At 65.0% G+C, this 23,840-nt stretch carries 22 protein-coding genes; 19 read left to right on the top strand and 3 right to left on the bottom strand.

The window, feature by feature from the left end; all coding sequences use genetic code 11:
- Positions 1-5: 5 nt before the first annotated feature.
- Genes Q0X68_RS02135 through Q0X68_RS02125 form a run of 3 tightly spaced genes read right to left on the bottom strand, consistent with a single transcriptional unit; the run spans position 6 to position 4,309 of the window.
- Positions 6-2,168 (bottom strand): transglutaminaseTgpA domain-containing protein, encoded by a 2,163-nt coding sequence (locus Q0X68_RS02135; protein WP_297746874.1) that lies wholly within the window; start codon positions 2,166-2,168, stop codon positions 6-8.
- Positions 2,165-3,367 (bottom strand): DUF58 domain-containing protein, encoded by a 1,203-nt coding sequence (locus Q0X68_RS02130; protein ID WP_297746871.1) that lies wholly within the window; start codon positions 3,365-3,367, stop codon positions 2,165-2,167. Before Q0X68_RS02130 ends, Q0X68_RS02135 begins: the two co-directional genes overlap by 4 nt.
- Positions 3,368-3,409: 42 nt before the next feature.
- Positions 3,410-4,309 (bottom strand): MoxR family ATPase, encoded by a 900-nt coding sequence (locus tag Q0X68_RS02125; RefSeq protein ID WP_297746899.1) that lies wholly within the window; start codon positions 4,307-4,309, stop codon positions 3,410-3,412.
- A gap of 246 nt (positions 4,310-4,555) precedes the next feature.
- Between Q0X68_RS02125 and mraZ the strand changes: the two genes are divergently transcribed.
- The 19 genes from mraZ (at position 4,556) to Q0X68_RS02030 (ending at position 23,799) form a co-directional block, all read left to right on the top strand.
- Complete coding sequence (gene mraZ / locus Q0X68_RS02120; RefSeq protein WP_297746868.1) at positions 4,556-4,987, top strand: division/cell wall cluster transcriptional repressor MraZ; 432 nt, start codon at positions 4,556-4,558, stop codon at positions 4,985-4,987.
- 139 nt (positions 4,988-5,126) lie between these two features.
- Positions 5,127-6,065 (top strand): 16S rRNA (cytosine(1402)-N(4))-methyltransferase RsmH, encoded by a 939-nt coding sequence (rsmH, locus tag Q0X68_RS02115; protein WP_297746865.1) that lies wholly within the window; start codon positions 5,127-5,129, stop codon positions 6,063-6,065.
- The gene (locus tag Q0X68_RS02110) at positions 6,062-6,622 is read left to right on the top strand and encodes a hypothetical protein (RefSeq protein ID WP_297746862.1); all 561 of its coding nucleotides are present in this window, start codon (positions 6,062-6,064) and stop codon (positions 6,620-6,622) included. The genes rsmH and Q0X68_RS02110 overlap by 4 nt, the downstream gene beginning before the upstream one ends.
- Positions 6,622-8,634 (top strand): penicillin-binding protein 2, encoded by a 2,013-nt coding sequence (locus tag Q0X68_RS02105; protein WP_297746859.1) that lies wholly within the window; start codon positions 6,622-6,624, stop codon positions 8,632-8,634. The genes Q0X68_RS02110 and Q0X68_RS02105 overlap by 1 nt, the downstream gene beginning before the upstream one ends.
- Before the next feature lie 8 nt (positions 8,635-8,642).
- The gene (locus tag Q0X68_RS02100; RefSeq protein ID WP_297746856.1) at positions 8,643-10,136 is read left to right on the top strand and encodes a UDP-N-acetylmuramoyl-L-alanyl-D-glutamate--2,6-diaminopimelate ligase; all 1,494 of its coding nucleotides are present in this window, start codon (positions 8,643-8,645) and stop codon (positions 10,134-10,136) included.
- The gene (gene murF, locus Q0X68_RS02095; RefSeq protein ID WP_297746853.1) at positions 10,133-11,554 is read left to right on the top strand and encodes a UDP-N-acetylmuramoyl-tripeptide--D-alanyl-D-alanine ligase; all 1,422 of its coding nucleotides are present in this window, start codon (positions 10,133-10,135) and stop codon (positions 11,552-11,554) included. Before Q0X68_RS02100 ends, murF begins: the two co-directional genes overlap by 4 nt.
- Complete coding sequence (gene mraY / locus Q0X68_RS02090) at positions 11,551-12,621, top strand: phospho-N-acetylmuramoyl-pentapeptide-transferase (RefSeq protein WP_297746850.1); 1,071 nt, start codon at positions 11,551-11,553, stop codon at positions 12,619-12,621. Before murF ends, mraY begins: the two co-directional genes overlap by 4 nt.
- Entirely contained in the window at positions 12,603-14,072 is a 1,470-nt protein-coding gene (gene murD / locus Q0X68_RS02085) for a UDP-N-acetylmuramoyl-L-alanine--D-glutamate ligase (RefSeq protein ID WP_297746847.1), read from the top strand. Before mraY ends, murD begins: the two co-directional genes overlap by 19 nt.
- A gap of 14 nt (positions 14,073-14,086) precedes the next feature.
- Positions 14,087-15,328 carry an FtsW/RodA/SpoVE family cell cycle protein gene (locus tag Q0X68_RS02080; protein ID WP_297746844.1) on the top strand — a complete coding sequence of 414 codons (1,242 nt, stop codon included), beginning with the start codon at positions 14,087-14,089 and terminating at the stop codon, positions 15,326-15,328.
- On the top strand, positions 15,325-16,410 hold the full coding sequence (murG, locus tag Q0X68_RS02075) for an undecaprenyldiphospho-muramoylpentapeptide beta-N-acetylglucosaminyltransferase (protein WP_297746841.1): 1,086 nt from the start codon (positions 15,325-15,327) through the stop codon (positions 16,408-16,410). Before Q0X68_RS02080 ends, murG begins: the two co-directional genes overlap by 4 nt.
- Before the next feature lie 4 nt (positions 16,411-16,414).
- Positions 16,415-17,851: a UDP-N-acetylmuramate--L-alanine ligase gene (gene murC / locus Q0X68_RS02070; protein ID WP_297746838.1), complete on the top strand. Its 1,437-nt coding sequence runs from the start codon at positions 16,415-16,417 to the stop codon at positions 17,849-17,851.
- Positions 17,844-18,560 (top strand): cell division protein FtsQ/DivIB, encoded by a 717-nt coding sequence (locus tag Q0X68_RS02065; protein WP_297746835.1) that lies wholly within the window; start codon positions 17,844-17,846, stop codon positions 18,558-18,560. Before murC ends, Q0X68_RS02065 begins: the two co-directional genes overlap by 8 nt.
- Before the next feature lie 133 nt (positions 18,561-18,693).
- Positions 18,694-19,848, top strand: coding sequence for a cell division protein FtsZ (ftsZ, locus tag Q0X68_RS02060; RefSeq protein ID WP_297746832.1), 1,155 nt, complete (start codon positions 18,694-18,696; stop codon positions 19,846-19,848).
- Positions 19,849-19,972: 124 nt separating this feature from the next.
- On the top strand, positions 19,973-20,434 hold the full coding sequence (sepF, locus tag Q0X68_RS02055) for a cell division protein SepF (RefSeq protein WP_297746896.1): 462 nt from the start codon (positions 19,973-19,975) through the stop codon (positions 20,432-20,434).
- Positions 20,435-20,436: 2 nt separating this feature from the next.
- A complete protein-coding gene (locus Q0X68_RS02050; RefSeq protein ID WP_297746829.1) occupies positions 20,437-20,721 on the top strand; it encodes a YggT family protein in 285 nt (94 codons plus the stop codon).
- A 104-nt stretch (positions 20,722-20,825) separates the two neighbouring features.
- Complete coding sequence (locus tag Q0X68_RS02045) at positions 20,826-21,830, top strand: DivIVA domain-containing protein (RefSeq protein WP_297746827.1); 1,005 nt, start codon at positions 20,826-20,828, stop codon at positions 21,828-21,830.
- 126 nt (positions 21,831-21,956) lie between these two features.
- Positions 21,957-22,373 carry a TraR/DksA family transcriptional regulator gene (locus tag Q0X68_RS02040; RefSeq protein ID WP_297746824.1) on the top strand — a complete coding sequence of 139 codons (417 nt, stop codon included), beginning with the start codon at positions 21,957-21,959 and terminating at the stop codon, positions 22,371-22,373.
- The gene (lspA, locus tag Q0X68_RS02035; RefSeq protein WP_297746821.1) at positions 22,346-22,879 is read left to right on the top strand and encodes a signal peptidase II; all 534 of its coding nucleotides are present in this window, start codon (positions 22,346-22,348) and stop codon (positions 22,877-22,879) included. Before Q0X68_RS02040 ends, lspA begins: the two co-directional genes overlap by 28 nt.
- A complete protein-coding gene (locus Q0X68_RS02030; protein WP_297746818.1) occupies positions 22,876-23,799 on the top strand; it encodes an RluA family pseudouridine synthase in 924 nt (307 codons plus the stop codon). The genes lspA and Q0X68_RS02030 overlap by 4 nt, the downstream gene beginning before the upstream one ends.
- Positions 23,800-23,840 lie beyond the last annotated feature (41 nt).

Below are 23,840 nucleotides of genomic sequence, written 5' to 3'. Positions count from 1 at the left end.
ACCAATCAGCGCCATCGCCACAGCGAGCGTGGCCAGAGCTTTCGCCACCACGGCATGCTGCCCACCATGCTGCGACGCAGTGCAGCCACCTGCTGTGGCAGCTGGGTGACGTCAGCGCCGTCACGCGAGAACGCAACACGTTCGACAGTCTCCGCCACCTGTTGGAGGAGGTCGCCGGAGGGCACCGAATCTGCGGCAGCTCGTGCGGCAGGGCCGGGCGACCCGTCGGGCCACGGAACCCCCGCGTCGGTGAAAATGGCGTGCACCTCGCGCCAGGCGGCATCCGCCAACGCTCGCGACTCCTGCCCTGCGCGCAGGCGCCAGCGATGGAGGCCTTCGCGGATGAGCCAGGGCAGTGCGAGCAGCACCAGTACGCCCAGCGCCCCAAGCAGCACGGGAACCCACGGCGACGAAGAACTCGACGTTGGCACCGGAACAGGTTGCTTGGACGGAACGCCGGTAGGCGTCGGCGTTGGGGATGCATTCGAGCTTGGCGTCGGATCAGCGGCTGCCGATGACGATGGCGTCGGGCTGGGGCTAGGGGAGGGCGTTGGCGTGGCGCTCGAAGGAGCGTCGGGGTCGGTGTAGGCAGGGGGCTCGGCTACCGAAGGTGTGGGCTCGAACGGCACCCAGCCGAGACCCTGGAAATACAGCTCCGGCCACGCGTGCATATTGTGTGAGGTCACCTGGAAGGACCCGTCAGCCATCCGGCTTCCGGTGTTGAACCCCACCGCCATGCGTGAAGGGATCCCTTCGATACGCGCCATCGTCATCATCGCGGAGGCGAAATGGATGCAATAGCCGTTGCGGTCTTCCAAGATAAACGACGAGATCACATCGAGTGAGGCATGCTGGGGAGCCTCAATAGAGTAGTTGAACTTGTCGCTGCGCAGGAACTTCTGGATGGCCTGCGCCTTCTGCCCGTCGGTGGCGGCGTCTCCCACCACCTGCTTCGTCAACTCCACCACACGGTCATCGACGTCAGGTACCGCGGTGGTGATGGCATCGACGTCGGTGCCGGCGGTGGCACCGTCGAGATCTTCCTTGCTGGGATTGGGTACGACAGCGCGCGCAGAGTAGCCGAGCCCCACCGTCTCCTGCGCACGATCCTTGCCGGTAGCGACGACCGACAGCGTTGCGGGGTCGTACGCCCATGAGCCCCGCGCATCGAAGCTGTCGACCGCGAACGGCACGGGCAAGTACTCGGACGGCACATTCTCCATCTGCACATCGACGGCGACGTCCCGCCCCGGCGCGTCGTAGGCCTCTGCCAAGCCCCTGGTGCGCAGCTTCATCTGCGTCAAACCAGCACCGTTTGAGGTGAGGTTCGGCAGCGCCACCGTGCGGAGGTAGACAGGCTCGCCGTCTGCTGTGCGATACGTCAGCACCGGTCGGTCCTCGGGCCGCAGCAGGTTCTTGTTCAGCTCCACCGTGGGATCGTTCAAACGGATGGGGCCCGAGCCGGCTCCTTGCCACGGCTGTTTGTCACCGAGCGGAATGAGCGGTTGGAGCGCGACGGCGCTCGCGATGGCAGCCACGGCAAGCACCGCCGCAAACAGTGCGCGCGTGGCGTGAAATGCTCCGGCTCGAGAAGCGCTTTCAGCGCGGTACCCATTGCCGACGCTCGTGGCGGTCACCAACACCAGCACGTAGGCGGCCGCGACAGCGGCGAACACGCTGAGCGTCAGCTCGTCGTGGTTGGCGATGGCAGCCACGATGTAGCTGAGGAAGAGCGGGGCGAACGTCCACGATGGTTGGTCCAGCACCGTCGCGAGCAATTCCACGATCAGCTGCACAAGCAACACCAACAGCAGCACCAGGAACACGACGCCCGCAGCGCCATCGACCGGGGGTTGAGAGGCGTTGATGGCGGCGGCCCCGGACCGGCACAGCTCGATCACCGTCGAAGGGAAGGGCTCGTCGGGGAGGAGCGTGGTCGAGCGCCACAGCGCGAACACCACGGCGGCCAGCACCTGCAGTGCGTAGGTGAGCCCTCGCCCCAGCTTCATGAACGCACCGAGTAGGCCGACCACTCCCACAGCACCGGCCGCACCCGCGGCAACGGTGAGGTGATCGTGCCCAGTGATGAGGGTGTTCATCGGCAAGATCGACGCCCACGCCGCAACGGCGATCACGAGGGGCAGCAACACGTTGGTTCGATGGCTCATGCGGCACCCCGCCTCGTCATGGCACGTGCCCATGCCTTCGTGAAGGAAGTACCAGGCCCGTACTGTTCCACCGCCCAGCCATGGCGCTGCAGCAACTGCACGGCGTCGTGATGCTCCGACGAGGGCTCACTCCAGGCGGGCGCGTCCATCACGATCGCGAATGGCTTGGCCATGCGCTGGCCAATGGCTGTCAGGGTAGCGGCGTCTTGCACCGTGAGCAGCCCCCCGAAGAACGCGAGGCTGCCGGTGGCGTCGAGCGACTCAGACTCCGCGAAAATCGCGCTCAGATCGCGTTCATCGGATGCGCCGGTGTCGGTCATCGCGTCGATCACAGCTTGGCGCTGCGCCGGGCCCTTCAACTGCCGCGGCTCGAAGATGGTTCCCGAACCGCCAGCGATGACGATGTGATAGCGCTCGTCAGCGAGCTTGACGGCCACGCTCGTCGCGGCCGAAATAGCCCACTCGAGGCTCGACTGCGGGCCTGCCCCGACGTGGCTCACGCGCCGCGTATCGGCAATCAGCAGTGCGGACGGGTCCCACGGGTGCTCCTCGAGGCGCACCATGAGCTCGCCCTGCTTCGCCGTCATACGCCAGTGCACGCGACGGATATCGTCGCCGTGGCGATGCTCGCGCACGAGCACGTCGTCTTGACCAGCAGCGCCCGTCAGATGCGGCGACGATTCACCCGTCGCGCCGACGCCCAGGCCGCGCATCGCGTCTACCAGGGGCCAGATTCTCGGCGTGACGCGCAACAGCGTCGGTTCGCCGCGGGGGCGGACGATCGCCACGGCGAGCCCGAGCGGATCGCCTGCCCGCGCCTTCAATGGCCCGACGAGGAACCGCCCGCGTTGCTCCGATTCGATCTGGTAGCGCACGGCTTGTTCCCACCGACCGAACGCGCGCATGACCGAGAACTTCGCGCCGCCCCCGAGCGGTTCGGGCGCCAGGTCGTAGAGCTCCAGTGACGTCGCAGCGAGTGGTTTGGTGTTGCGTAGGCGCACCACGGCTTCGGCAGTCTCCTCGACGGCGACCTGCGCCGGGTGGATCGTACGTGAAAACTCGAGCTTGGGGTGTAGCAGCAACACCATGACGAGGCTCAACAGTGGCAAGACAAGCAAGAACAGCCCGACCCACACCAGGTCAGGCTCACCGACGGCTGCAGCCGCCATCACCAGCACCGTGCCCACGAGCAACAGCATCCAGCCGCGTAGCGTCGGCCTCGCACCACGAAGCAAGAGGAGTCAGCCTCTCCTGGGAGAGGGAACCGAGCGAACCACGTCAGCGATGATCGCTTCGGCAGAGCGTTCAGCGATCTGCGCCTCAACGGTGGTGATGACCCGGTGTGCCATGACCTCCACCGCAAGGGATTGGACGTCCTCGGGGATCACGTAGTCGCGCCCGGCGAGTGCCGCACCCACTCGCGCCACCTGCATGAGATGCAGTGATGCGCGAGGGCTCGCGCCGAGGCGAAGATCGGGGTGGCTTCTCGTCGTGTCGACGATGCTCACGATGTAGTCGGCGATGATGGGCGAGACGTAGATGGCCGCGAGTGTGCGCGTCGCCTGGTTGACCTGCTCCACCGAGGTGACGGCGTTGACCTTGGCGAGCTGGTCGCCGCTCGCCCGCGCCAGCAGCATGGCTGACTCCGACTCTTTGCTGGGATATCCCATCTGGATACGCGCCATGAATCGGTCGCGCTGCGCCTCTGGGAGGGGATAGGTGCCCTCCATCTCAATGGGGTTTTGGGTGGCGATCACCATGAACGGCTGGCTGAGACGGTGGGTGCGGCCATCAGCGGACACTTGCTGCTCCGCCATGGCTTCCAGCAGGGCCGACTGGGTTTTGGGGGAGGCCCGGTTGATCTCGTCGCCCAAGACGATGTTGGCGAAGATGCCGCCTGGTTTGAACTCGAACTCGCGGGTCTGCTGATTGAACACTGAGACGCCGGTCACGTCGGCGGGTAGCAGGTCGGGCGTGAACTGGATGCGTTTCACGTCGCCGGCAATGGAGCGTCCGAGTGCTTTCGCGAGCACGGTTTTTCCGACACCGGGAACGTCTTCGATGAGGAGATGGCCGCCTGCTAGGAGCACGGTCACCGCGGTGCGGATCTGGCGTGGTTTGCCTTCGATCACGCGGGCCATCTCGGTGCTGACCGCGTTGGCGAGTTGCGCAACCGCGGCGATGTTCGGTGCATTCACTTCGGGCAGGTCTCCTGTCGGAATCGGTGATGTCGCACTAAGCGTACTGGCCTCGCGGGCAAGTCAGAACTCAGCGATCTCGATTCCGGGGAGGAACACGCCCAATATGGGGAGAAAGGTGGTGAGAAGTGGGGTAAAGTGGGGGCAAGTGGAGCGAACTGGGTCCAGATTGGTGGAAGGAGGTGCCCGATGTTCCTCGGTACGTACACGCCGAAGCTGGACGAGAAAGGGCGCCTCATCCTGCCCGCGAAGTTCCGTGACGACTTCGCCGACGGCTGCGTCGTCACCCGAACGCAAGAGCACGCGCTGGCCGTCTATACCGCTCGGGCCTTCGAGCAGTTGATGGAGCCGGTGTCGTCGGCTCCGACGACGGTGAAGCAGGTGCGCGACTACCAGCGCATGCTCGCCGCTGGCGCCAGCTTTGAAATCCCCGACAAGCAGGGGCGGGTCACCATCCCGCAGGTATTGCGCAACTACGCCGGGCTGCACCGCGACGTCGTCGTGATCGGCGCCGGCACCCGCGCAGAAATCTGGGACGCCGAGCGCTGGGCCCAGTACTCCGAGGCCAGTGAGGCTGGCTTCTCCGAGCTCGATGAGGAATTCATGCCTCCACCGCCGTGACCTGCTTCCCGGTGCTCGTCCGGCTGGTGCCCTGACTCTTCTTCCCCGTTGTCAGGTCGCCAGGCGGACGGGGACCAGGGGTCAGGACGCAGCGCAGCAATGCACAACTGCACGTCAATCACATTGGAAGGGTCGAGAGATGGACGTACACGTGCCGGTCATGCAGGACCGCATCGTTGACGTACTCTCGACGTCCCTGCAGCGCCCCCACGCGGTGTACGTTGACGGCACACTCGGCCTCGGCGGGCACGCAAAGGCCATGCTGGCGGCGAACCCCAACGCGCGACTGGTTGGCATCGATCGCGACACCGACGCGCTCCAGATCGCCGCGGAACGCCTGGCGGAGTACGAGGATCGAACCACCCTCGTGCACGCCGTCTACGACGAGTTGCCCGACGTGCTTGCCAGCCTCGGGCTCACTCGCGTCGATGCAATCTTGCTCGACCTCGGGTTGTCGTCGCTGCACATTGATCGGGAAGCACGCGGCTTCACGTACCGCGTTGATGCACCGCTGGATATGCGCATGAATCAGCAGGAGGGCGAAACAGCCGCGGATGTGTTGAACACCTACGACGTGGCCGACCTCACGCGCATCCTCAAGCGATATGGCGAGGAGCGTTTCGCGGATCGCATTGCGCGAGCCATCGTCGAGGCTCGCCCATTCGAGACCTCGGCCCAGCTCGTGCGTGTCATCAGCGACGCCATCCCTGCAGCTGCTCGGTACTCGGGCGGGCATCCCGCCAAGCGCACGTTTCAGGCGTTGCGCATCGAGGTGAACCACGAACTCGACGCCCTTGAAGGTGTGCTGCCTGCGGCGGTGCACGCGCTCGCTGTTGGCGGACAAATCGCGGTGTTGAGCTACCACTCGCTGGAAGATCGCCTCGTCAAGCGCGTGTTCGCGCAAGTCTCGAGCGACAGCGCGCCGCGCAACCTTCCCGTCGTACCGGAACACATGCGAGCGGAATTCACGCTCGTCACCAAGGGCGCCGAGCGCCCCGAACGAAGCGAAATCGATGCCAACTCACGGGCCGCTTCGGCGCGGCTGCGGATCGCCAGGAGGGTCAGGGAGCGTTCATGAGCGGAACAACCACCAAAGGGACTATCTCGACGGTCAGGTTCGCCCTGATCATCGTCGCCATCATTGGGTTGGGGCTCGCCGGCGTCCTCGTCGTGACGACATCGATCGGGGCGCAGGCCAACGAGCTCACCAAGCTGCAGACCGAGGCGAAGAAACTCGAGTACGAATCCGCGTCGCTGCGAACGCAACTCGAGGGGCTCTCCAGCACGGGCTCTCTCGCCATGCGCGCCAGCGAGCTCAACATGGTGCCCAACCCGTACCCCGCGTTCGTCATGCTGGATTCGGGCAAGGTGCTTGGTGAACCGACGAAGGTGCGCGGCAACGAATTCCCCGAGCTGCGCAGGCAGAAGCCTCAGCCGACACCCACCCCGCCGCCCTCGCCGAGCCCGGTGGTGACGCCGTCGCCTGTGCCGCCTACCCCGAAACCGGAGGAGCACGGTGAACGGCCCGAGGATGTCATCGCCGCACAGCAGCCTGCGGCTCCCCAACCGTCGGCATCGCCTGTGCCGAGCCCAACCCCTACCACGCAGCCCACAAGCACCCCTGGAGGTGAGTGATGACGAAGCGCTCGAACAGCAGCGCCGCGAACGTGAGAACACGTCGCGCACCCGCAAAGGGCGCGACGAAGTCCGCGCGCCGTTCGTCGGCGAAGCCTGGGTGTACGAAGATCGTCGATACTGCAGCATCCAGGCGTAGCGCGTCGGGAGTGCGCTACAAGACGCGTGGCAAGCGTGTCGTGAAGCTCGGCAAAACGCACACTCGCCTGAGCGTGTTCCTCGTCGTGGTGGCGTTGATGCTAGGTGTTGCCGGGGCGCGGGCGTTCCAGTTACAGGCTCTCGACCCGCAGGCGTTCGCCGCAGAGGCGGCCAAGAAGATGCAGACCTCCCGCGACGTTCCTGCCCAGCGCGGCGCCATCACGGACCGTAACGGGGTTGTGCTCGCGGAAACGGAGCCGGGCTTCATGATCTTCGTCGATCCAGACATGATCAAGACCAACGGCGCTGACAAGCGGTACAAGATGTCGCCGCAAAAGCAGGCGGAGGCCGCGGCGGCCCCAGGCGCGGTGGCAGACATCTTGGTGAAGCACCTCGGCGGGCGCAAGGAGGACTACCTCGAGATTTTCGACCGTCGCGATACGAAGACGGGGAAGCGTTCGCAGTATGAAGTGGTGGCGCGACGCGTGTCCGCTCATACCTTCACCCGCATCCAAGACGACATGAACGCTGGCGTCGGCGGCGAGGATGTCGGTGAGCGCGGGGTGAAGCGTTGGTACGGAGTGTTCGGCGAGTCAGACCCGATCCGCTCCTATCCCAACCGCACGACGGGCTCCAACGTCGTGGGCTTCGTCAACGGCGAGGGCGACGGCGCGAGCGGGCTCGAATTCGCCTTAGAGAAGGAGATCCAGGGCATCAACGGCACGAGCACGTTCGATCGCTCCACGTATGGACGTATTCCGCTGGGGACGAACACCATGGTGCCTGCGAAGAACGGCGCGAGCTACCAGCTCACGATCGACTCCGACTTGCAATGGATGACCGACCAGTTCTTGGCCCAAGGCATCCAGAAGGCCGGCGCTAAGACGGGTACCGCAGTGGCGATGAACGTCAAGAGCGGTGAGATCCTCGCGCTCTCCGTGCTGCCCACCTTCGACTCGTCTAACCCTGGTGCGGCGGATCAGGAGGACCTCGGCAACCGTGCCGTCACCCAGGCGTACGAACCCGGTTCGACGCAGAAGGTGCTCACTATGGCAGCGCTAGCCGACCAGGGCCTCGTCACACCTGATACGAAGGTTCGGGTGCCGGAGAAGATCGCTTCGGGCTCCGGCTACGTCCGCGACTCGTTCGAGCACGGCACGCTGCAGCTCACCGCGCGGGGCGTCGTCGCGCAGTCATCGAACATCGGCACCATTGAGCTCGCTCGGCAGATGGATAAGGGGCAGCTGCACAGCTATCTCTCCAGCTTCGGTCTGGGCAACCGCACTGGTGTCGGGCTGCCCGGTGAAGCAAAGGGGCACCTTCCCCCGGCAGGCATGGCTGACTACACGCGCGACCAGATCTCGTTCGGGCAGGGCCTGTCTGTCAACGCCGTGCAGATGGCCGGCGCGCTCGCGTCCGTGGTGAACGGCGGTACGTACCATCAGCCGACCATCATCAAGTCGGCGAAGGACGCCGAAGGTAATGAGCTGGAACGCAAGGAACCGACGAGCCGCAAGGTCATCTCGGAGGAAGCTTCCGCCATGACCGTCAACATGATGGAAGCCGTCACCATGGCCGATCCCAAGGAGCGGGCGATCCCCGGCTACCGCGTGGCTGGCAAGTCGGGAACAGCCCAGCGCTACAACCCCAAATGCAAGTGCTACAAGGGGTTTACTGCGTCGTACGTGGGTGTGGCGCCTGCCGAGGACCCGCAGATTCTCGTGTACGTGGTGATCGACCAGCCGGCCAATGGCAACCTGGGTAGCCGCCTGGCGTTGCCAGTTGTCAATCAGGTGCTGCAGGTAGCGTTGCCCAGGTACAACGTGCTGCCCTCCACCACCAAGGCGTCGCGAGAGCCGCTAACCTTTGAATGATGCCCGACATGCATGCACATTCATCCGGTGCCGTGAGCCTTCGGCAGTTACTGCCTGAGGCGGCGGCAGACGTGGCTATTGCTGGGATCACACTGGATTCCAGGAATGTCCACCCCGGTTGGTTGTACGCCGCGTTGCCTGGCCAGCGCACGCACGGTGCGCGGTTCGTGGGGCAAGCCGTTGCGTCTGGTGCCGCAGCGGTGCTCACTGACGCCGACGGCGCCGCGATCGTCGGCGATATTGACGTGCCGCTGGTGGTGGCGGACAACGCCCGTCGGACACTCGGCGATGCGGCTGCCGCCTTCTATGGGTATCCGACGGAGCACCTCACCGCATTTGGGGTGACGGGCACGAACGGCAAGACGACGACCGTCGCCCTCATCGCCCAGGCGCTGCGATCGCTCGGCTCGTCGGTTGGCACCATCGGCACCCTCGGTGCACGCCTTGACGATGTTGCGCTCGAGGCTCACAGCACCACGGTGACCACCCCGGAGGCGACGGATCTGCAGCAGCAGCTCGCCGCGATGCTCGAACGCGGTGCGAGCGCCGTCGCGATGGAGGTATCGTCGCACGCACTGGCGCTCGAGCGAGTGCAGGGCATGCACTTCGACGTCGTCGGCTTCACAAATCTTGGCCAAGACCACCTCGACTACCACCACACACTTGAGAACTACTTCGCCGCGAAACGCAAGCTGTTCGAGCCTGGCCGTGCCGATGCCGCCGTGATCTGGATCGACGACGAACGCGGCGTCGAGCTGGCCGAGCAGGTGCGTGCGCAGGGCGCGATGCGGCTCACGACCGTGGGCACGCGCGACGCCGACTGGATACTCTCCGACGTGATCCCGCACGGCCGGTTGGGAACGAGAGGCACAGTGCGCCGGGGTGGGCGGAAGCTCACCGTCGAACTGGCACTGCCCGGCATGCACAACATGGTGGACGCGGTGCTTGCCCTCGCCATGCTCGAGGCAGCAGGCTTCGACGCCGAGCGGGCTGTGGAAGGTCTACGGCAAGCGCAGGTGCCAGGTCGCATGCAGCGGGCCATCCTCGACGACGCCGCCCCGCTCGTCTTCGTCGATTTCGCGCACACCCCGCAAGCGGTGGAGGCCGCCGTCGAAGAGCTCGCGCAGCTCGGCCCGCTCACCACGGTGGTGGGCTGTGGGGGAGACCGCGACCCGGTGAAACGCCCACTCATTGGAGCTGCGGCAGCGCGCCACAGCAGCCAGGTGGTAATCACCGACGACAACCCGCGCACTGAAGATCCAGCGGCTATCCGTGCGGCCACCCTCGAAGGAGCACACGGGCATGGCGCCGAGGTAGTAGAAGTTGCCGGGCGAGCCGACGCGATCGCCTACGCGCTCGCACACACCGAGCGTGATGGGGTGGTCGCCATCTTGGGTAAGGGACACGAGCAGGGGCAGATACTGGCCGACCGTGTCGTCGACTTCGACGATGTTGAGGTGGCCCGCGACGCCTGGGCGAAGTTGCAGGAGGAACGACGGTGAAACAGCGCAAACTCTCTGAACTCGTGGCGCTCATGCAGCCGGCTGCCGTAGAGGTGGTGGGCGACGACGTGCTCGTCGGGCCCGACGTGGTGACCGACAACCGAGCGGTCACGCCCGGCGCGGTGTTCGTCGCCATCCCCGGGGAGCGAGTTGACGGCCACTCCTTCGCCGCCGCCGCGCAAGACGCGGGAGCAAGTGCCGTCGTCGGCATGTACGTCACCGACGCCGACGTGCCACACCTGCTCGGCGAGGACTCCGTGCAGACGCTCAGCTGGATTGCCAGGGGTGTAGTGAAAGAGGCGCGCGCCCAGGGGATGCTGTCGATCGGCGTGACGGGATCGTCGGGAAAGACGTCTACCAAAGACCTCATCTTTCAAGTGCTCGAACAAGCAGGCGAGACGGTGGCTCCCAGCGGCAGCCTCAATAACGAGATCGGAGTGCCGCTCACTGCCTGTCGCGTGGGAGAAGCCACACAGTTCCTCGTCAGCGAGATGGGTGCGCGAGGGATCGGGCACATCAAATGGTTGACGTCGCTCGTCCCGCTCGACATCGCCGTCGCGCTGAATGTCGGCTCGGCGCATGCCGGGGAGTTCGGCGGCATCGAGGTGACCGCCCGGGCGAAATCGGAGATCGTCGAAGACCTCTCCGACGACGGCTGGGCCGTGCTCAACGCCGACGACGAGCATGTACGAGCGATGGCGTCGAAGACGAAGGCGCGCATCGCCTGGGTCGGGACGGGCGCACTGCCCGAGGGAGCACTGCGCGTCACGGCGCACAACATCACCGTCGACGCAGTCAGTCGACCTCGATTCACGTTGGAGGTGAGCGACGATCAGGGCACCCGCAGCGCCCCCGTCGCCCTGAGCGTCGTGGGGCGCCACCAGGTGGGTAACGCGCTGAGCGCGGCTGCCGTCGGTGTGATCGCAGGCATGGACGTGGAGCGCGTCGCTGCTGCCCTCAGCGCGGCGGTCGCGCGCTCGGATTGGCGCATGGCGCTCAGCGAACTAGCCTCCGGTGCGCTGCTCGTCAACGATGCGTACAACGCGAATCCGGAATCCGTCACCGCGGCGCTGAACACCGTGGCTGAGATGGTAGACATCAACCGCGAAGCCCATCCGGGCGCGACGGCGACGGCGGTGCTCGGCGACATGCTTGAGCTGGGCGCGAACGCGTACGATGCCCACGTCGGCATCGGACGACGCTGCGCGGACCTCGGGTTCAGTAAGGTCATTGCTGTTGGAGAGTTTGCGTCAGCGATTGTCGAAGGCGCAGCCGAAGGCGTGCCGGAATGCGTCGTGGTCACTCGCGACGAGGTGGCACGCCACCTCGCGCCCGGCGCAGGCGACGTCGTACTCGTGAAAGGATCTAGAGCCGTGGGCCTCGAACAGGTCGCAGCAGCCTTGGAGGAAGCACAGTGATCAACATCCTGTTGGCCGGAGGCCTGTCGATGGTGTTCACCCTCGTGGGGACACCGGTGCTCATCCGTTACCTCACCAAGAAACGGTACGGGCAGTTCATCCGTGAGGATGGGCCGGACTCGCACCAGGTGAAGCGCGGCACTCCGACGATGGGCGGCCTCGTCATCGTGCTGGCGATGACGTTCGCGTACTTCGTGAGCCACCTCGTGCTGTGGAATCCGCCGACGCTGTCCGGCATGCTGCTCATCGGGCTCACGCTCGCCATGGGTGGGCTCGGCTTCCTCGACGATTGGTCCAAGATCGCGAAGGAACGCAGCCTCGGCCTTACGCCGAAAGGTAAACTCCTCGGACAGTTTCTGATCGGCGGCATCTTCGGCTGGGCAGTGCTGCATTTCCCCGGAACTCGTGGTGCTACGCCTGGTTCCAACGCCATCTCGTTCCTGCGCGACATCACCTGGCTTGCTCTGCCGACGGTGGTCGCCATCGCCTTCATCGCCTTCCTCGTCGCGGCATGGTCGAACTCGACGAACCTCACTGATGGCCTCGACGGCTTGCTTGCCGGCTCCGCATCGCTGGTGTTCGCGGCCTACACCCTCATCTCCATCTGGCAGGTGAACCAGTGGTGCGGGCGCACGTCGACGGCCGGCCCGCGCTGCTATTTGGTGCGTGACCCCTACGACCTGGGAGTGGTGGCAATCTCGCTCGCGGCCGCGTGTTTCGGATTCCTGTGGTGGAATGCCAAGCCGGCCAAGATATTCATGGGCGACACCGGCTCGCTCGCCATCGGCGGCGCGCTCGCCGGCATCTCCGTCATGACGCGCACCGAGCTGCTCGCGGTGATCATCGGCCTGCTGTTTGTGCTCGAGGCAGGCTCAGTGATGCTGCAGGTGTCGTACTTCAAGCTCACCAAGGGCAAACGTATCTTCAAGATGACCCCGATCCACCACCACTTTGAGCTCAAGGGGTGGCAGGAGGTCACCGTCGTCATCCGGTTCTGGATCGTTTGCGGGCTGTTCGTGGCCCTGGCGCTTGGCATCTTCTACGCCGAATGGGTGGTGGGGCAGTGAGTGAGGCCCGCTTGGCCGGCATGAACCGGCTCTCCGACTGGTCGGGTGTGCACGCCGTCGTCGCCGGGCTCGGAGTGACAGGCTTCTCCGCAGCCGACGGTCTGCTGGAGCTGGGCGCCCAGGTGACGGTGCTCGACGACAACGACCGCCACCACGACAAGGCCGAACTGCTGCGCGTACTCGGGGCGACGGTGACCACCGGCCCCGGCTCCACCGCAGCGCTGCCCAAGGGCACTGATCTCGTCGTGACTTCGCCGGGTTGGCGTCCCGACGCTCCGCTCCTACAGGCCGCCCACGACGCCGGCATCCCCGTCTGGGGTGACATCGAATTGGCGTGGCGCATGATGCAGCCCGACCGTGCCGTGCCGTGGATTGGCATCACCGGCACCAATGGCAAAACCACCACCACGCAGATGACTACCGCGATGCTCAGGGCCGACGGGCTCACCGTGGCCGAGGTTGGCAACATCGGGCGCCCCATCATCGAGGCCGTGCTGGACGAAGAACACTACGACGTGTTCGTGATCGAGTTGTCGAGCTTCCAGCTGCATTACGTGCACACCGTCGCCCTGCACTCTGCCGCCGTGCTCAATATTCACGAAGACCACCTCGAGTGGTATCCCGGCCCCGACGGCTACCAGCGCTATCAAGCAGACAAGGCCCGCATCTACGAGCGCGTGAGCCACTCGTGCGTGTACAACGCCGACGAACCCGTCACCGAACGGATGGTGGAGGAAGCAGAAGTGCAGGAGGGTGCTCGCGCCATCGGGTTCACGCTCGGCACCCCAGCGCGCTCGATGATGGGCGTGGTCGACGACCTCCTCGTCGATAGGGCATTCGTTGCGCAGCGCGCCACATCCGCGCTCGAAATCGCGAGCATCGACGACGTCCAGCCGCACGCTCCCCACAACATCGCCAATGCCCTCGCCGCCGCCGCGCTGGCGCGCAGCTTCGGGGTACGTCCGCAAGCGGTGGCTCAAGGGCTGCGCGACGTGCAGCTGGGTGGGCACCGGATCAGCACTGTGGCGGAGCGCGACGGCATCCGTTGGATCGACGACTCCAAGGCCACCAATCCCCACGCTGTGAACTCAGCCATGCAAGCCTTCGACCACTTCGTGTGGATCGCGGGCGGACAGACCAAGGGAACTTCGTTCGATGAACTCATCGTCGCGCACGCGAAGCGCATGCGCGCAGCCATCGTGATCGGCATCGACCGTCAGGTCATTGCCGATGCGCTCGCCCGACACGCGCCCGAGGTCCCCGTCCATGTGCTCGATTCATCCGACACTGGTGTCATGGCCGAGGCGGTGCGATTGGCTGGAGAGATCGCTTCGGATGGTGATGTCGTGTTGCTGTCTCCTGGCGGAGCCTCGCTGGACATGTTCAGTGGGTATGCGGCACGCGGAGAGGCCTTCGCCGCCGCGGTGAAGGATTACCTGCAATCGCGCTAGAGGAAGGAAGTCGCATGGCCGTCGAAGCCCCGTCGGGCCCGCGCACATCCTCGACGCGACGCCAGCTCCGCGCGCTCGTCGACGCGCCCATGGCGCCCTACTGGTTCGTCATCGGGAGCGTTGGGTTCCTCGTCGGGCTCGGTACGCTCATGGTGCTGTCTGCTTCCGCTCCCTTGGCACAAGGGTGGGACTACAGCCCGTACTACTTCGCCATCCGTCAATGCTCGTTCCTCCTCGTCGGACTGCTGGGTGCATGGCTGCTCTCCAAGTTCAGCATCGACCTCCTCATCCGCATTGGCTGGCCGGCGTGGGCGCTGGCAACGGTGCTGCTGATCCTCGTCGTGTCCCCGATGGGCGTGCACAACTACGGTAACCAGAACTGGCTCGCCATCGGTCCTGTCCAAATTCAGCCTTCCGAGTTCGCGAAGCTCGCTGTCATCGTGTTTTCGGCTGCGGTACTGCACCGCAAACGCCATCTCATCCATGATCTACGACATCTCGTGTGGCCGTTCGGCTTGTCTACCGTCGTGCTCATTCTCGTGTTGGCGGGGCGTGATCTGGGTACCGGCATGATTGTCGCCGCCATCTTGGCGCTCGTGTTGTGGTTTGTCGGCACGCCTATCAAGCTCCTGTTGCCCTTCGGTGTCCTGGCGGCCACCCTCGTCGGTCTGCTCGTGTACGGCTCGGGCAACCGGATGGACCGCATCAAGATCTTCCTCGACCCCGCGTCGAACACTGACCTCTCCGCCCAGCCGATGTCCGCGCTGTACGCACTCGCTTCCGGCGGATGGTGGGGCCTCGGGCTCGGAGCCAGTAAACAGAAGTGGGGCGGATTGAAAACCGCCGCCCACACTGACTACATCTTCGCGGTGATCGGGGAAGAACTCGGGCTGTTTGGCGTGCTGGCAGTGATCCTCGCGTTCGCGCTCATCGCCTTCGCCGGATTCCAGATCGCACTGCGCTCCGATTCGCTGTTCGGCAGAATCGCGGCCGGCGGCATCACCGGCTGGTTCCTCACCCAGGCCATCATCAACATCTTCGTGGTGCTGCACCTGCTGCCCGTGCTCGGCGTCCCGCTGCCGTTCCTGTCCTATGGTGGTTCCGCGCTGCTGGCGAACCTGCTCGGAGTTGGTGTGCTGCTGGCGTGTGCCAAAGCGACGCCCGAAGCGCGCCGCTATCTCGCGGCCAAGAAGCGTAAGCGCAGCAAACGTCCTCGCATGACGAGCGTCATGGCCGCGACGAAGGGAGAATCGTGACCAGCGTGGTCCTCGCAGGCGGGGGTACCGCCGGACACACCTCACCTCTGATCGCCACCGCTCAGGCGCTCACTGAGCTCGGCGTCGACGAACTCGTCGCGGTGGGCACCGCGCGCGGCCTTGAAGTGCGGGTCATTCCTGAGGCGGGGCTCGACTTGGAGCTCATCACCCCCGTGCCGCTTCCCCGCAAACCCAACCTCGACCTGCTCAAACTGCCGTACCGGCTCACCAAAGCAGTGCGGGAATCGAAGGCCATTCTCCGGGAGAGGAAGGCCGACGCCGTCGTCGGGTTCGGTGGATACGTCTCCATTCCCGTCTACCTTGCTGCGCGTTGGATGAAGGTGCCGGTGCTGGTGCATGAGGCCAACCACATCCCCGGCATCGCCAACAAGATCGGGGCCAGGTGGGCGAGCTTCGTCGGCACCACGTTCGACACCCCCATGCCCGGCAACCCCACGCTCGTGGGCATGCCGATCAACCGTCGCATCACGCACCCGCAGGTGAGTCAGAGCGAGGCACGGGAGCTCTTCGGACTCGATCCGGACCGCCGCACACTGCTGGTCAGCGGGGGATCGCAAGGCGCCCAGGCCATCAACCGGGCCGTCGCAGAAGCGCGCGGCGACATCCTCGGTGAGGGCATTCAGATCTTGCACGTGCTGGGCCCGAAGAATTTCGACGACGACCCCACCATCACCCATGCTTCCGGGGCCCAATATCGGCCGGTGGCGTTCGTCGACGACATGGCGAGCGCCTACGCAGCCGCTGACCTCATGGTGGGCCGGGCGGGCGCCGGCACCGTGATGGAAACCGCGATCAGCGGGCTCCCCGTCATCTTCATTCCACTGCCGTGGGGCAACGGTGAGCAAGGCAAGAATGCGGCCGCGCTCGTCGAAGCGGGCGGGGGAGTGCTGCTCCCAGAATCCGAGCTGACTGCCGAAGTGCTGTCTGATCGGGTGCTCGAACTGCTCCGCACAGAAGGCACACTGGAAGCGATGTCCGAGCGAGCGCGCGCGATGTACCCGGCTGATGCAGCCGACGCGATGGCGCGCGCAGTGCTCGAGGTTATCGACAGAAAGGGATGAGGCCATGCTGGTCACTCCTGTTCACGTTGAGCCGGCCTCCGGCGTAGGCCCCGTGCATTTCATTGCTGCGGGTGGGGCCGGGATGAGCGGCATCGCGCGGCTCTACGTCGAACTGGGGATCAAGGTCACCGGCTCAGACCAGAGCGACTCCAGAGCGCTGCGCGAGCTGGAACGCTCAGGCGCGACGGTGTACGTCGGCCACGATCCCGCCCAGATCGCCGACGACGTGCAGACCGTGGTGATTTCCTCGGCGGTGCGCGAGAGCAACGTCGAGCTCATGGAGGCGCGACGCCGGGGCCTGCGGGTTTGGCATCGCTCGGCCGCGCTCGCTGCGCTCATGCTCGGACGCACCGGCATTGCCATCACCGGCACGCACGGCAAGACCACCGCCACCGCTATGACTGCCGTGATGCTGAGTGAAGCCGGGACGAATCCGAGCTACGTGATCGGTGGCCCGCTGGTGACCACCGGCGTCAGCTCGGCCATCGGCAGCGGCGCCCCCTTCGTCGTTGAAGCGGACGAATCCGACGGCTCTTTCCTGCAGTACCCGACGAAGATCGTCGTCATCACGAACGTCGAGGCCGATCACCTCGACAACTGGGGCACGCCCGCCGCCTACGCCGAGGGCTTCTACCAGTTCGCCACGCAGCCGCTGGTTGAGACCATCATCATCGGCATCGACGATCACGGCGGCCGAGCGCTCGCCGAACGCCTCGTCGCTGAGGGGCGCGACGTGGTCACCTACGGCGAGGCCGACGACGCCAACGTGCGTTTCCTGGACGTGCAGCCCACCGCGACGGGCTCCGTCGCGACGATCACCGACGGCCACGATTCGAGCAGTATTGAGCTGCAGGTGCCGGGCAACCACAACCTCGCCAACGCCGCAGCAGCGTACGCGGTGGGGCGCGCAGTCGGGCTGTCGCACGACAGCGCGGTCGAAGCACTCGAAACCTTCGTGGGTACGCTGCGACGCTTCCAGCTCGTTGCGAACACCGCGGGAGTGCGAATCTACGACGACTATGCGCACCACCCGACGGAGATCCGCGCAGCGCTCTCCGCTGGACGCCGTGCGACGGAGGCAGGCAACGAAGCATCAGGGTTGGACGGCAGGCTCATCGCCTGCTTCCAGCCGCACCTGTTTTCTCGCACGCTCGATTTCTGCGACGAGTTCGGGGAGGCGTTGACCGGCGCGGACATCGTCGTCGTCAACGACATCGAGGCTATCCGCGAAGATCCGATCCCCGGCGTGACCGGCCAGATCGTCGTGGACGCCGCCCGCAAACATGGCGCTCGCGATGTGCGATTCGTCCAGGACAAGCGCGATCTCCCTGACGTACTCAACGACATCGCGCGCCCAGGCGACCTCGTCATCACGCTCGGGGCGGGCGATGTGACCCTCGTCGGCCCGATGCTCGCGACGCTGCTGGAGCAACGTGAGTAGCCCCAGGGAGTTCGCGAAGTCCGTGCACGATCAGCGTTCGAAGCGGCGTCTGAAACTGTGGATCGGTCTTGGCGTAGGGGTCCTCGTCGTCGCGCTGGCTGCGTTCCTCGTCTGGTTATTCCTGCTCTCCACTACCTTCCCTGCAGACGAAACCGTGGTGGAAGGGGAGCAACTGCTCACCAGCGACGCCGTCAAGGAAGCCGCTGCGGTGCCCAACAACGTGCCGCTCGCCCGTCTCGATACCGGTGCGATCAGGAAGCGTGTTGAGGAGCTCCCCGAGGTGCGCAGTGCTGAAGTGAAGGTGGATTACCCGAATACCGTGCGCATCGAGGTGAGTGAGCGCGTAGCTGTCTATCAGCTCGCGAAGGACGGGGCCTTTGTGTGGATCGACGCCGAGGGAGTGGAATTCCGCACTGGACAGGCACGCGCAAAGTCACTGCCAGAAGCCAAGCTCACTCGCGACGACACCCGCATCCGTCGCGATGTGGCTACCGTCGCGACGCACATCCCGGAGGCAGCGAAGAAGCAGATCACCCTGATCCGCGCCAAGTCCGTGGACCGCATCGAAGTAAACCTTGCAGATCGCCGCTCGATTGTGTGGGGGAGCGCCGACGAATCCGAGCTCAAATCGGAGGTCCTCGAAGCCCTGCTAAGCGTCGACGCGAACGTGTACGACGTCTCCGCACCCACGCACCCGACGACGAAATAATCACCGCGAACGGCAAACCCTCAAGTAGTACTTGAGACAAGTTGAGCCTTTTGGGCGTTGTATGTTGGACGCTACACAGTTTTATCCATAGCCTTCATGGGAAGAAAGTCTCCCCTTGGCCGAAAGGCAGACAATGACAAGCGCATCTCAGAACTACCCAGCCGTGCTGAAGGTTGTCGGCGTCGGTGGTGGCGGCGTCAACGCCGTCAACCGCATGATCGAGGCCGGGCTGCGTGGCGTGGAGTTCATCGCAGTGAATACGGATGCGCAGGCGCTGCTCATGAGCGACGCAGACGTCAAGCTCGACATCGGCCGCGAACTGACGCGCGGACTGGGCGCCGGCGCTGACCCGTCCAAGGGCCGCCAGGCAGCCGAAGACCACTCCGACGAGATCGAAGAGGCGCTGAAGGGCGCTGACATGGTGTTCGTCACCGCCGGTGAAGGCGGAGGCACGGGCACAGGCGCCGCACCCATCGTCGCAAAGATCGCCCGCTCGCTGGGCGCCCTCACCATCGGTGTGGTTACACGCCCCTTCTCGTTCGAGGGAAAGCGTCGCTCCACGCAGGCCGATGCCGGTATCGACAACCTGCGCGAAGAAGTCGACACCCTCATCGTTATCCCGAACGACAAGCTCCTGGAGATGACCGACGTCGAAGTCTCCATCCTCGATGCGTTCAAGTCTGCCGACCAGGTGCTGCTGCAAGGTGTGTCCGGCATCACCGACCTCATCACCACGCCCGGCCTGATCAACCTCGACTTCGCTGACGTGCAATCCATCATGAGCCAGGCTGGTTCCGCGCTCATGGGCATCGGGTCGGCCCGGGGTGAAGATCGCGCCCGTGTCGCTGCCGAAATGGCCATCAGCTCGCCGCTGCTCGAAGCCAGCATCGACGGCGCTCGCGGCGTCCTGCTCTCGGTGGCCGGCGGCTCCGATCTCGGCCTGTTGGAGGTGTCCGGCGCCGCGAAGCTCATCGAGGAAGCGGCCCACGACGAAGCCAACATCATCTGGGGTACCGTCATCGACGATGCCCTCGGCGACGAGGTGCGCGTCACGGTGATCGCCGCCGGCTTCGATGGCGGCGCCCCGAAGAAGCGCGAGCAGCAGCCCGCCGCCCAGCAGCGTGCGCCGCAGGGGAACCCGTCGGATCACCAGAAGCGCCCTGCCCAGCAGGCACAGGCACCCAAGGACTCCAGCGACGTTCCGAAGGCCGGCCCCATGCCGTCGCCGCGCCCCATGGCCCCTCGTCCTGCCGACGACGATCTCGACGTGCCTGACTTCATGAAGTAAGGCCGAATCGCGGCTGATCTCCTGCGCGTCGCACCTGATGCTTTTGCATGTGGCTTGCTAGCCTTCAAGGGTACATAGTTCTCTGCAGGAGGCGACAGTGGGAGTTCGAAGCCTTGCGGCATGGATGGGCCTGGTCGATGACGGTCGATACGACAGTCCCGACGATGAGCTGTCCGCTGACCTGACCGACGAGGTCATCGTGGGTGACGATGAGCTGAGCGATGAGGCGAGCGCTGCCTTGCCGGTGCAGCAGCCCGCCCGCCCACGTACGCCTGCCAAGACTCGCCAAGAACCGGAGGTGGCCGACTTGAGCCGCATCGTGAGCGTCCGTCCGCGTTCCTACAACGAAGCGCGTGTCATTGGAGAGAACTTCCGCGACGGTGTACCCGTGATCATGAACCTCTCCGACATGGAGGAGGGCGACGACAAGCGGCTCGTCGACTTTGCCGCCGGCCTCATCTTCGGGCTGCGGGGCAATATTGAGCGCGTCTCGACGAAGGTGTTCCTGCTTTGCCCGGCAGGCCTCGTCGTCGGCCCCGAAGACAAGGAACGCATCGCGTCGGGCGGCTTCTTCAACCAGAGCTGACGGTGTTTGCTTTCGTCTGCTGGTGGATCCTCACGTTGTACGTGTGGATCCTGATCGGACGTATCTTGATTTCCTGGATTCCCCAGTTTTCTCCCGGCTGGACGCCCAAAGGCCTAGTGCTGGTGCTCGTGGAGGGTATCTACACCATCACCGACCCGCCGATCAGATGGGTGCAGCGTGTTGTGCCACCGTTTCGTATCGGCAATGTGGCGCTCGATATGTCAGTGCTCGTGCTTATCATTGGGCTCCAGGTGTGCCAGGTTTTGCTGCGTTTCATCCCGTTTTGATGTGTCCTGGACGGGGGATTGGTCGGCTCCTTTAGAATGATTCGACGAATGCCGCTAGGCTAACCTGATAAACAACCGAGTTTTTCTCATAGTTTGGAGCGCACATGAGCCTCACTCTTGAAGAGGTGCGTCGGATCCGTTTTCGCATGGCACGTCCGCGCGAAACGGGCTACGCGGTAGCAGACGTTGACAACTTCATCGACAAGGTGGAGGAGAGCTTCGCCGCATTCGAGAACGATCGCGACGTGATGCGGCGTGAGCTCGAATCCGCATCAGCCGGGGCGCCAGTTGATAATGCCGGTGAACTCGACGAGGCCCGTAAGCAGATCGCCTCGAAGGACGAGGAGCTTCAGAAGCTCCGTGAAGAGCTGGAGCGCGCACGTAGCGAGGCCGAGCAGCGGCGTGCGCAGCCCACGGAAGCCGCCCCTGCCGTCGGCCAAGACGACGAACAGCTTCGCCGTCTCGAGGCCGCGAACCAGGATCTGCAGCAGCAGAAGCACCAGCTCGAGGAGCAGAACGCTCAGCTGCGTGCACAGCTTGAGCAGACCCGCAGTGAGCTGAACCAGTCGCGCAACGACCGCATCACGAGCGCCGCTGGTCAGCCGCAGTCACTCACCGTGCACGCCGCAGAGGACGCCGCACCCGCGGTCACGAGGCTCGTGCAGATTGCGACGGAGCAGGCCGCCACCCTGGTATCTGAGGCTGAGGCCGAGGCGTCGCGTAAGCTGGCTGATGCGGAACAGCGTGCCACCGAAATCAAGACGGACGCCCGCACCCGTGCGGAGCGCATCGAATCCGAGGCGCGCGTGAACGCCGAGCAGATGACCTCCGACGCGGAGGGTCGCGCTGCCCGTCTCGACTCCGATACGGAAGCGAAGCGCACCGAGCTGTTCGCCGATCTCGAGCGCGAGCAGGGCGAACTCACTGGCAAGGTGGACGCGCTGCGCAACTTCGAATCACAGTACCGCGCCAACCTCACCGGTTCGCTGCAGAAGATGCTCGTATCGCTGGGCGAAGACCGCCCCGAGCCGCAGGATGTGCCCGAGTTGGCCCAGGCACAGTCGGATACCCCGCGCCTGGATGCCCTCGCGGGTAGCGACGAGCAGTAGTTTCGACGCTGCCTACGCGATCGCGAGGCCGCACCTTCCTAGGGTGCGGCCTCGCCGCTCTTTGTAGGCCACTCAACTCGTGGTGTACGATCCCCTGCACAGTTACCCGAACGAGAAGGTCTCACCATGGCTGAACAGAAGTCACGCGACGTGGCGTTGCCCGTCCTGGAAGGCGAAGATCCCTGGACTCCTGAGGAAATTCAGGAGCAGCGCGACGAGCTCGTCGCTGAACTAGAACGCGTCGAGAAGCGCGTCGAAGAGAATGAGGCGGATCTCGCAGAATTCCTGACGGGCGGCAACGACGGTGCGGGTCGTGATCCGGCCGACGTCGGGTCGAGCAACTTCGAACGTGACCAGGAGCTGTCGCTTGCGGCCAATGTGAAGGAGATGGCCGACCAACTGCGCCAAGCGCTGAGCCTCTTCGACTCCGGTGAGTACGGGTATTGCGAGGTGTGCGGCGAACCAATCGGCAAGGGGCGACTCCAAGTGTTCCCGCGCGCAACACTGTGCGTGCGGTGCAAGCAGCGCGAGGAACGGCGCTGAACCGCGCGCTCGTGCCCATCGCCTCGGGGCTGTGGCTTCTGGGGCTATCCGTCGACCAACTCACCAAGCTGGCGGCATTGGCCTACCTGGAGCCAGGCGTCCCCGGCGCTTGGGTGCTTGGAGTGCTCAGGCTGCAACTCATTTTCAACCCCGGTGCCGCCTTCGGCATGGGGGAGAGCGCAACCGTTGTGTTCTCACTGTTTGCCATCGCGGCCACCGCGGCGTGCATCTTCGTCGGGCTCCCCAGAATCACCCGGGGCTGGCATGCACTCACGCTAGGGCTGCTGCTCGCGGGCATCACCGGCAACCTCGTCGACCGCATCGTCCGCCCACCAGCGGCGGTGCACGGGCACGTCGTCGACTTCATCCAGCTGCGTGGCTTCGCCATTTTCAATGTGGCAGACATCTGCATCACGGCTGCCGCGGCGCTGCTGATCATCATGAGCTTCACAGGCGAAGAACGTCGAGCTGAGGAAGCCGAGGAGGCCGAGGGGAATCGAGCATGAGCGTGTTCCTCGTCCCGGACGCCTTCGACGGAGAACGCGTCGATGTCGTTGCGGCTCGGATCAGTGGCTACAGCAGGTCGAAGATCGAAATCATGCTGGAAGCCGGCGGCCTCACGTTGGATGGCACAACCGTAGCGAAGGCTTCGCAGCGCGTGACGGCGGGCGCCATGTTGGAACTATCGGACGCCACTGCGCCCGCCCCGCTGAGCATCGAGCCACGCGTTGCGGAGGGCTTACACATCCTCTTCGAAGACGCAGACATCGTCGTGGTGGACAAGCCCGTCGGGGTGGCGGCACACCCGAGCCTCGGATGGGAGGGGCCGAGCGTAGTCGAACACCTGCTGCACGTCGGCGTGCCGATCGCGACATCGGGTGCGGCGGAACGGCAGGGCATTGTGCAGCGCCTCGACGTCGGCACGTCGGGCGTCATGGTCGTCGCGAAAAGTGAGCACGCATACAGCGTGCTGAAGCAGGCGTTCCGAGACCGGACAGTGGACAAGGTGTACCACGCGCTCGTGCAGGGGCACCCGGACCCGTTTCAGGGCACGATTGAGGCGCCGATCGGACGTCATCCCGGCCACGACTGGAAGATGGCGGTGGTCGATGGCGGCAGGCACGCCGTCACGCAGTACGACACGCTGGAGGCGCACCGTCGAGCCACCCTCCTGCGAGTGCATCTTGAAACCGGCAGGACGCATCAGATTCGTGTGCACATGGCCGCGATTGGGCACCCGTGCGCTGGCGATCCCTTATACGGCGCAGATCCCACGCTGGCGGAGGCGCTGGGGCTGCAGCGGCAGTGGCTGCACGCCGTCGAGCTCGGATTCGTCCACCCAGGCACCGGCGAACCCGTTCGGTTCTATTCGGAGTATCCCGACGATTTGCGCGCAGCGCTGGAGCACGTCCGCACGGATGCTTGATGAGTGTGGACGATCGTGCAGCACTATGTCCAATGCGTGTC

The sequence above is a fragment of the uncultured Tessaracoccus sp. genome, from assembly GCF_947286155.1.
Taxonomy (GTDB): Bacteria; Actinomycetota; Actinomycetes; order Propionibacteriales; family Propionibacteriaceae; genus Arachnia.
This window is presented reverse-complemented; position numbering and strand designations above follow the sequence as displayed.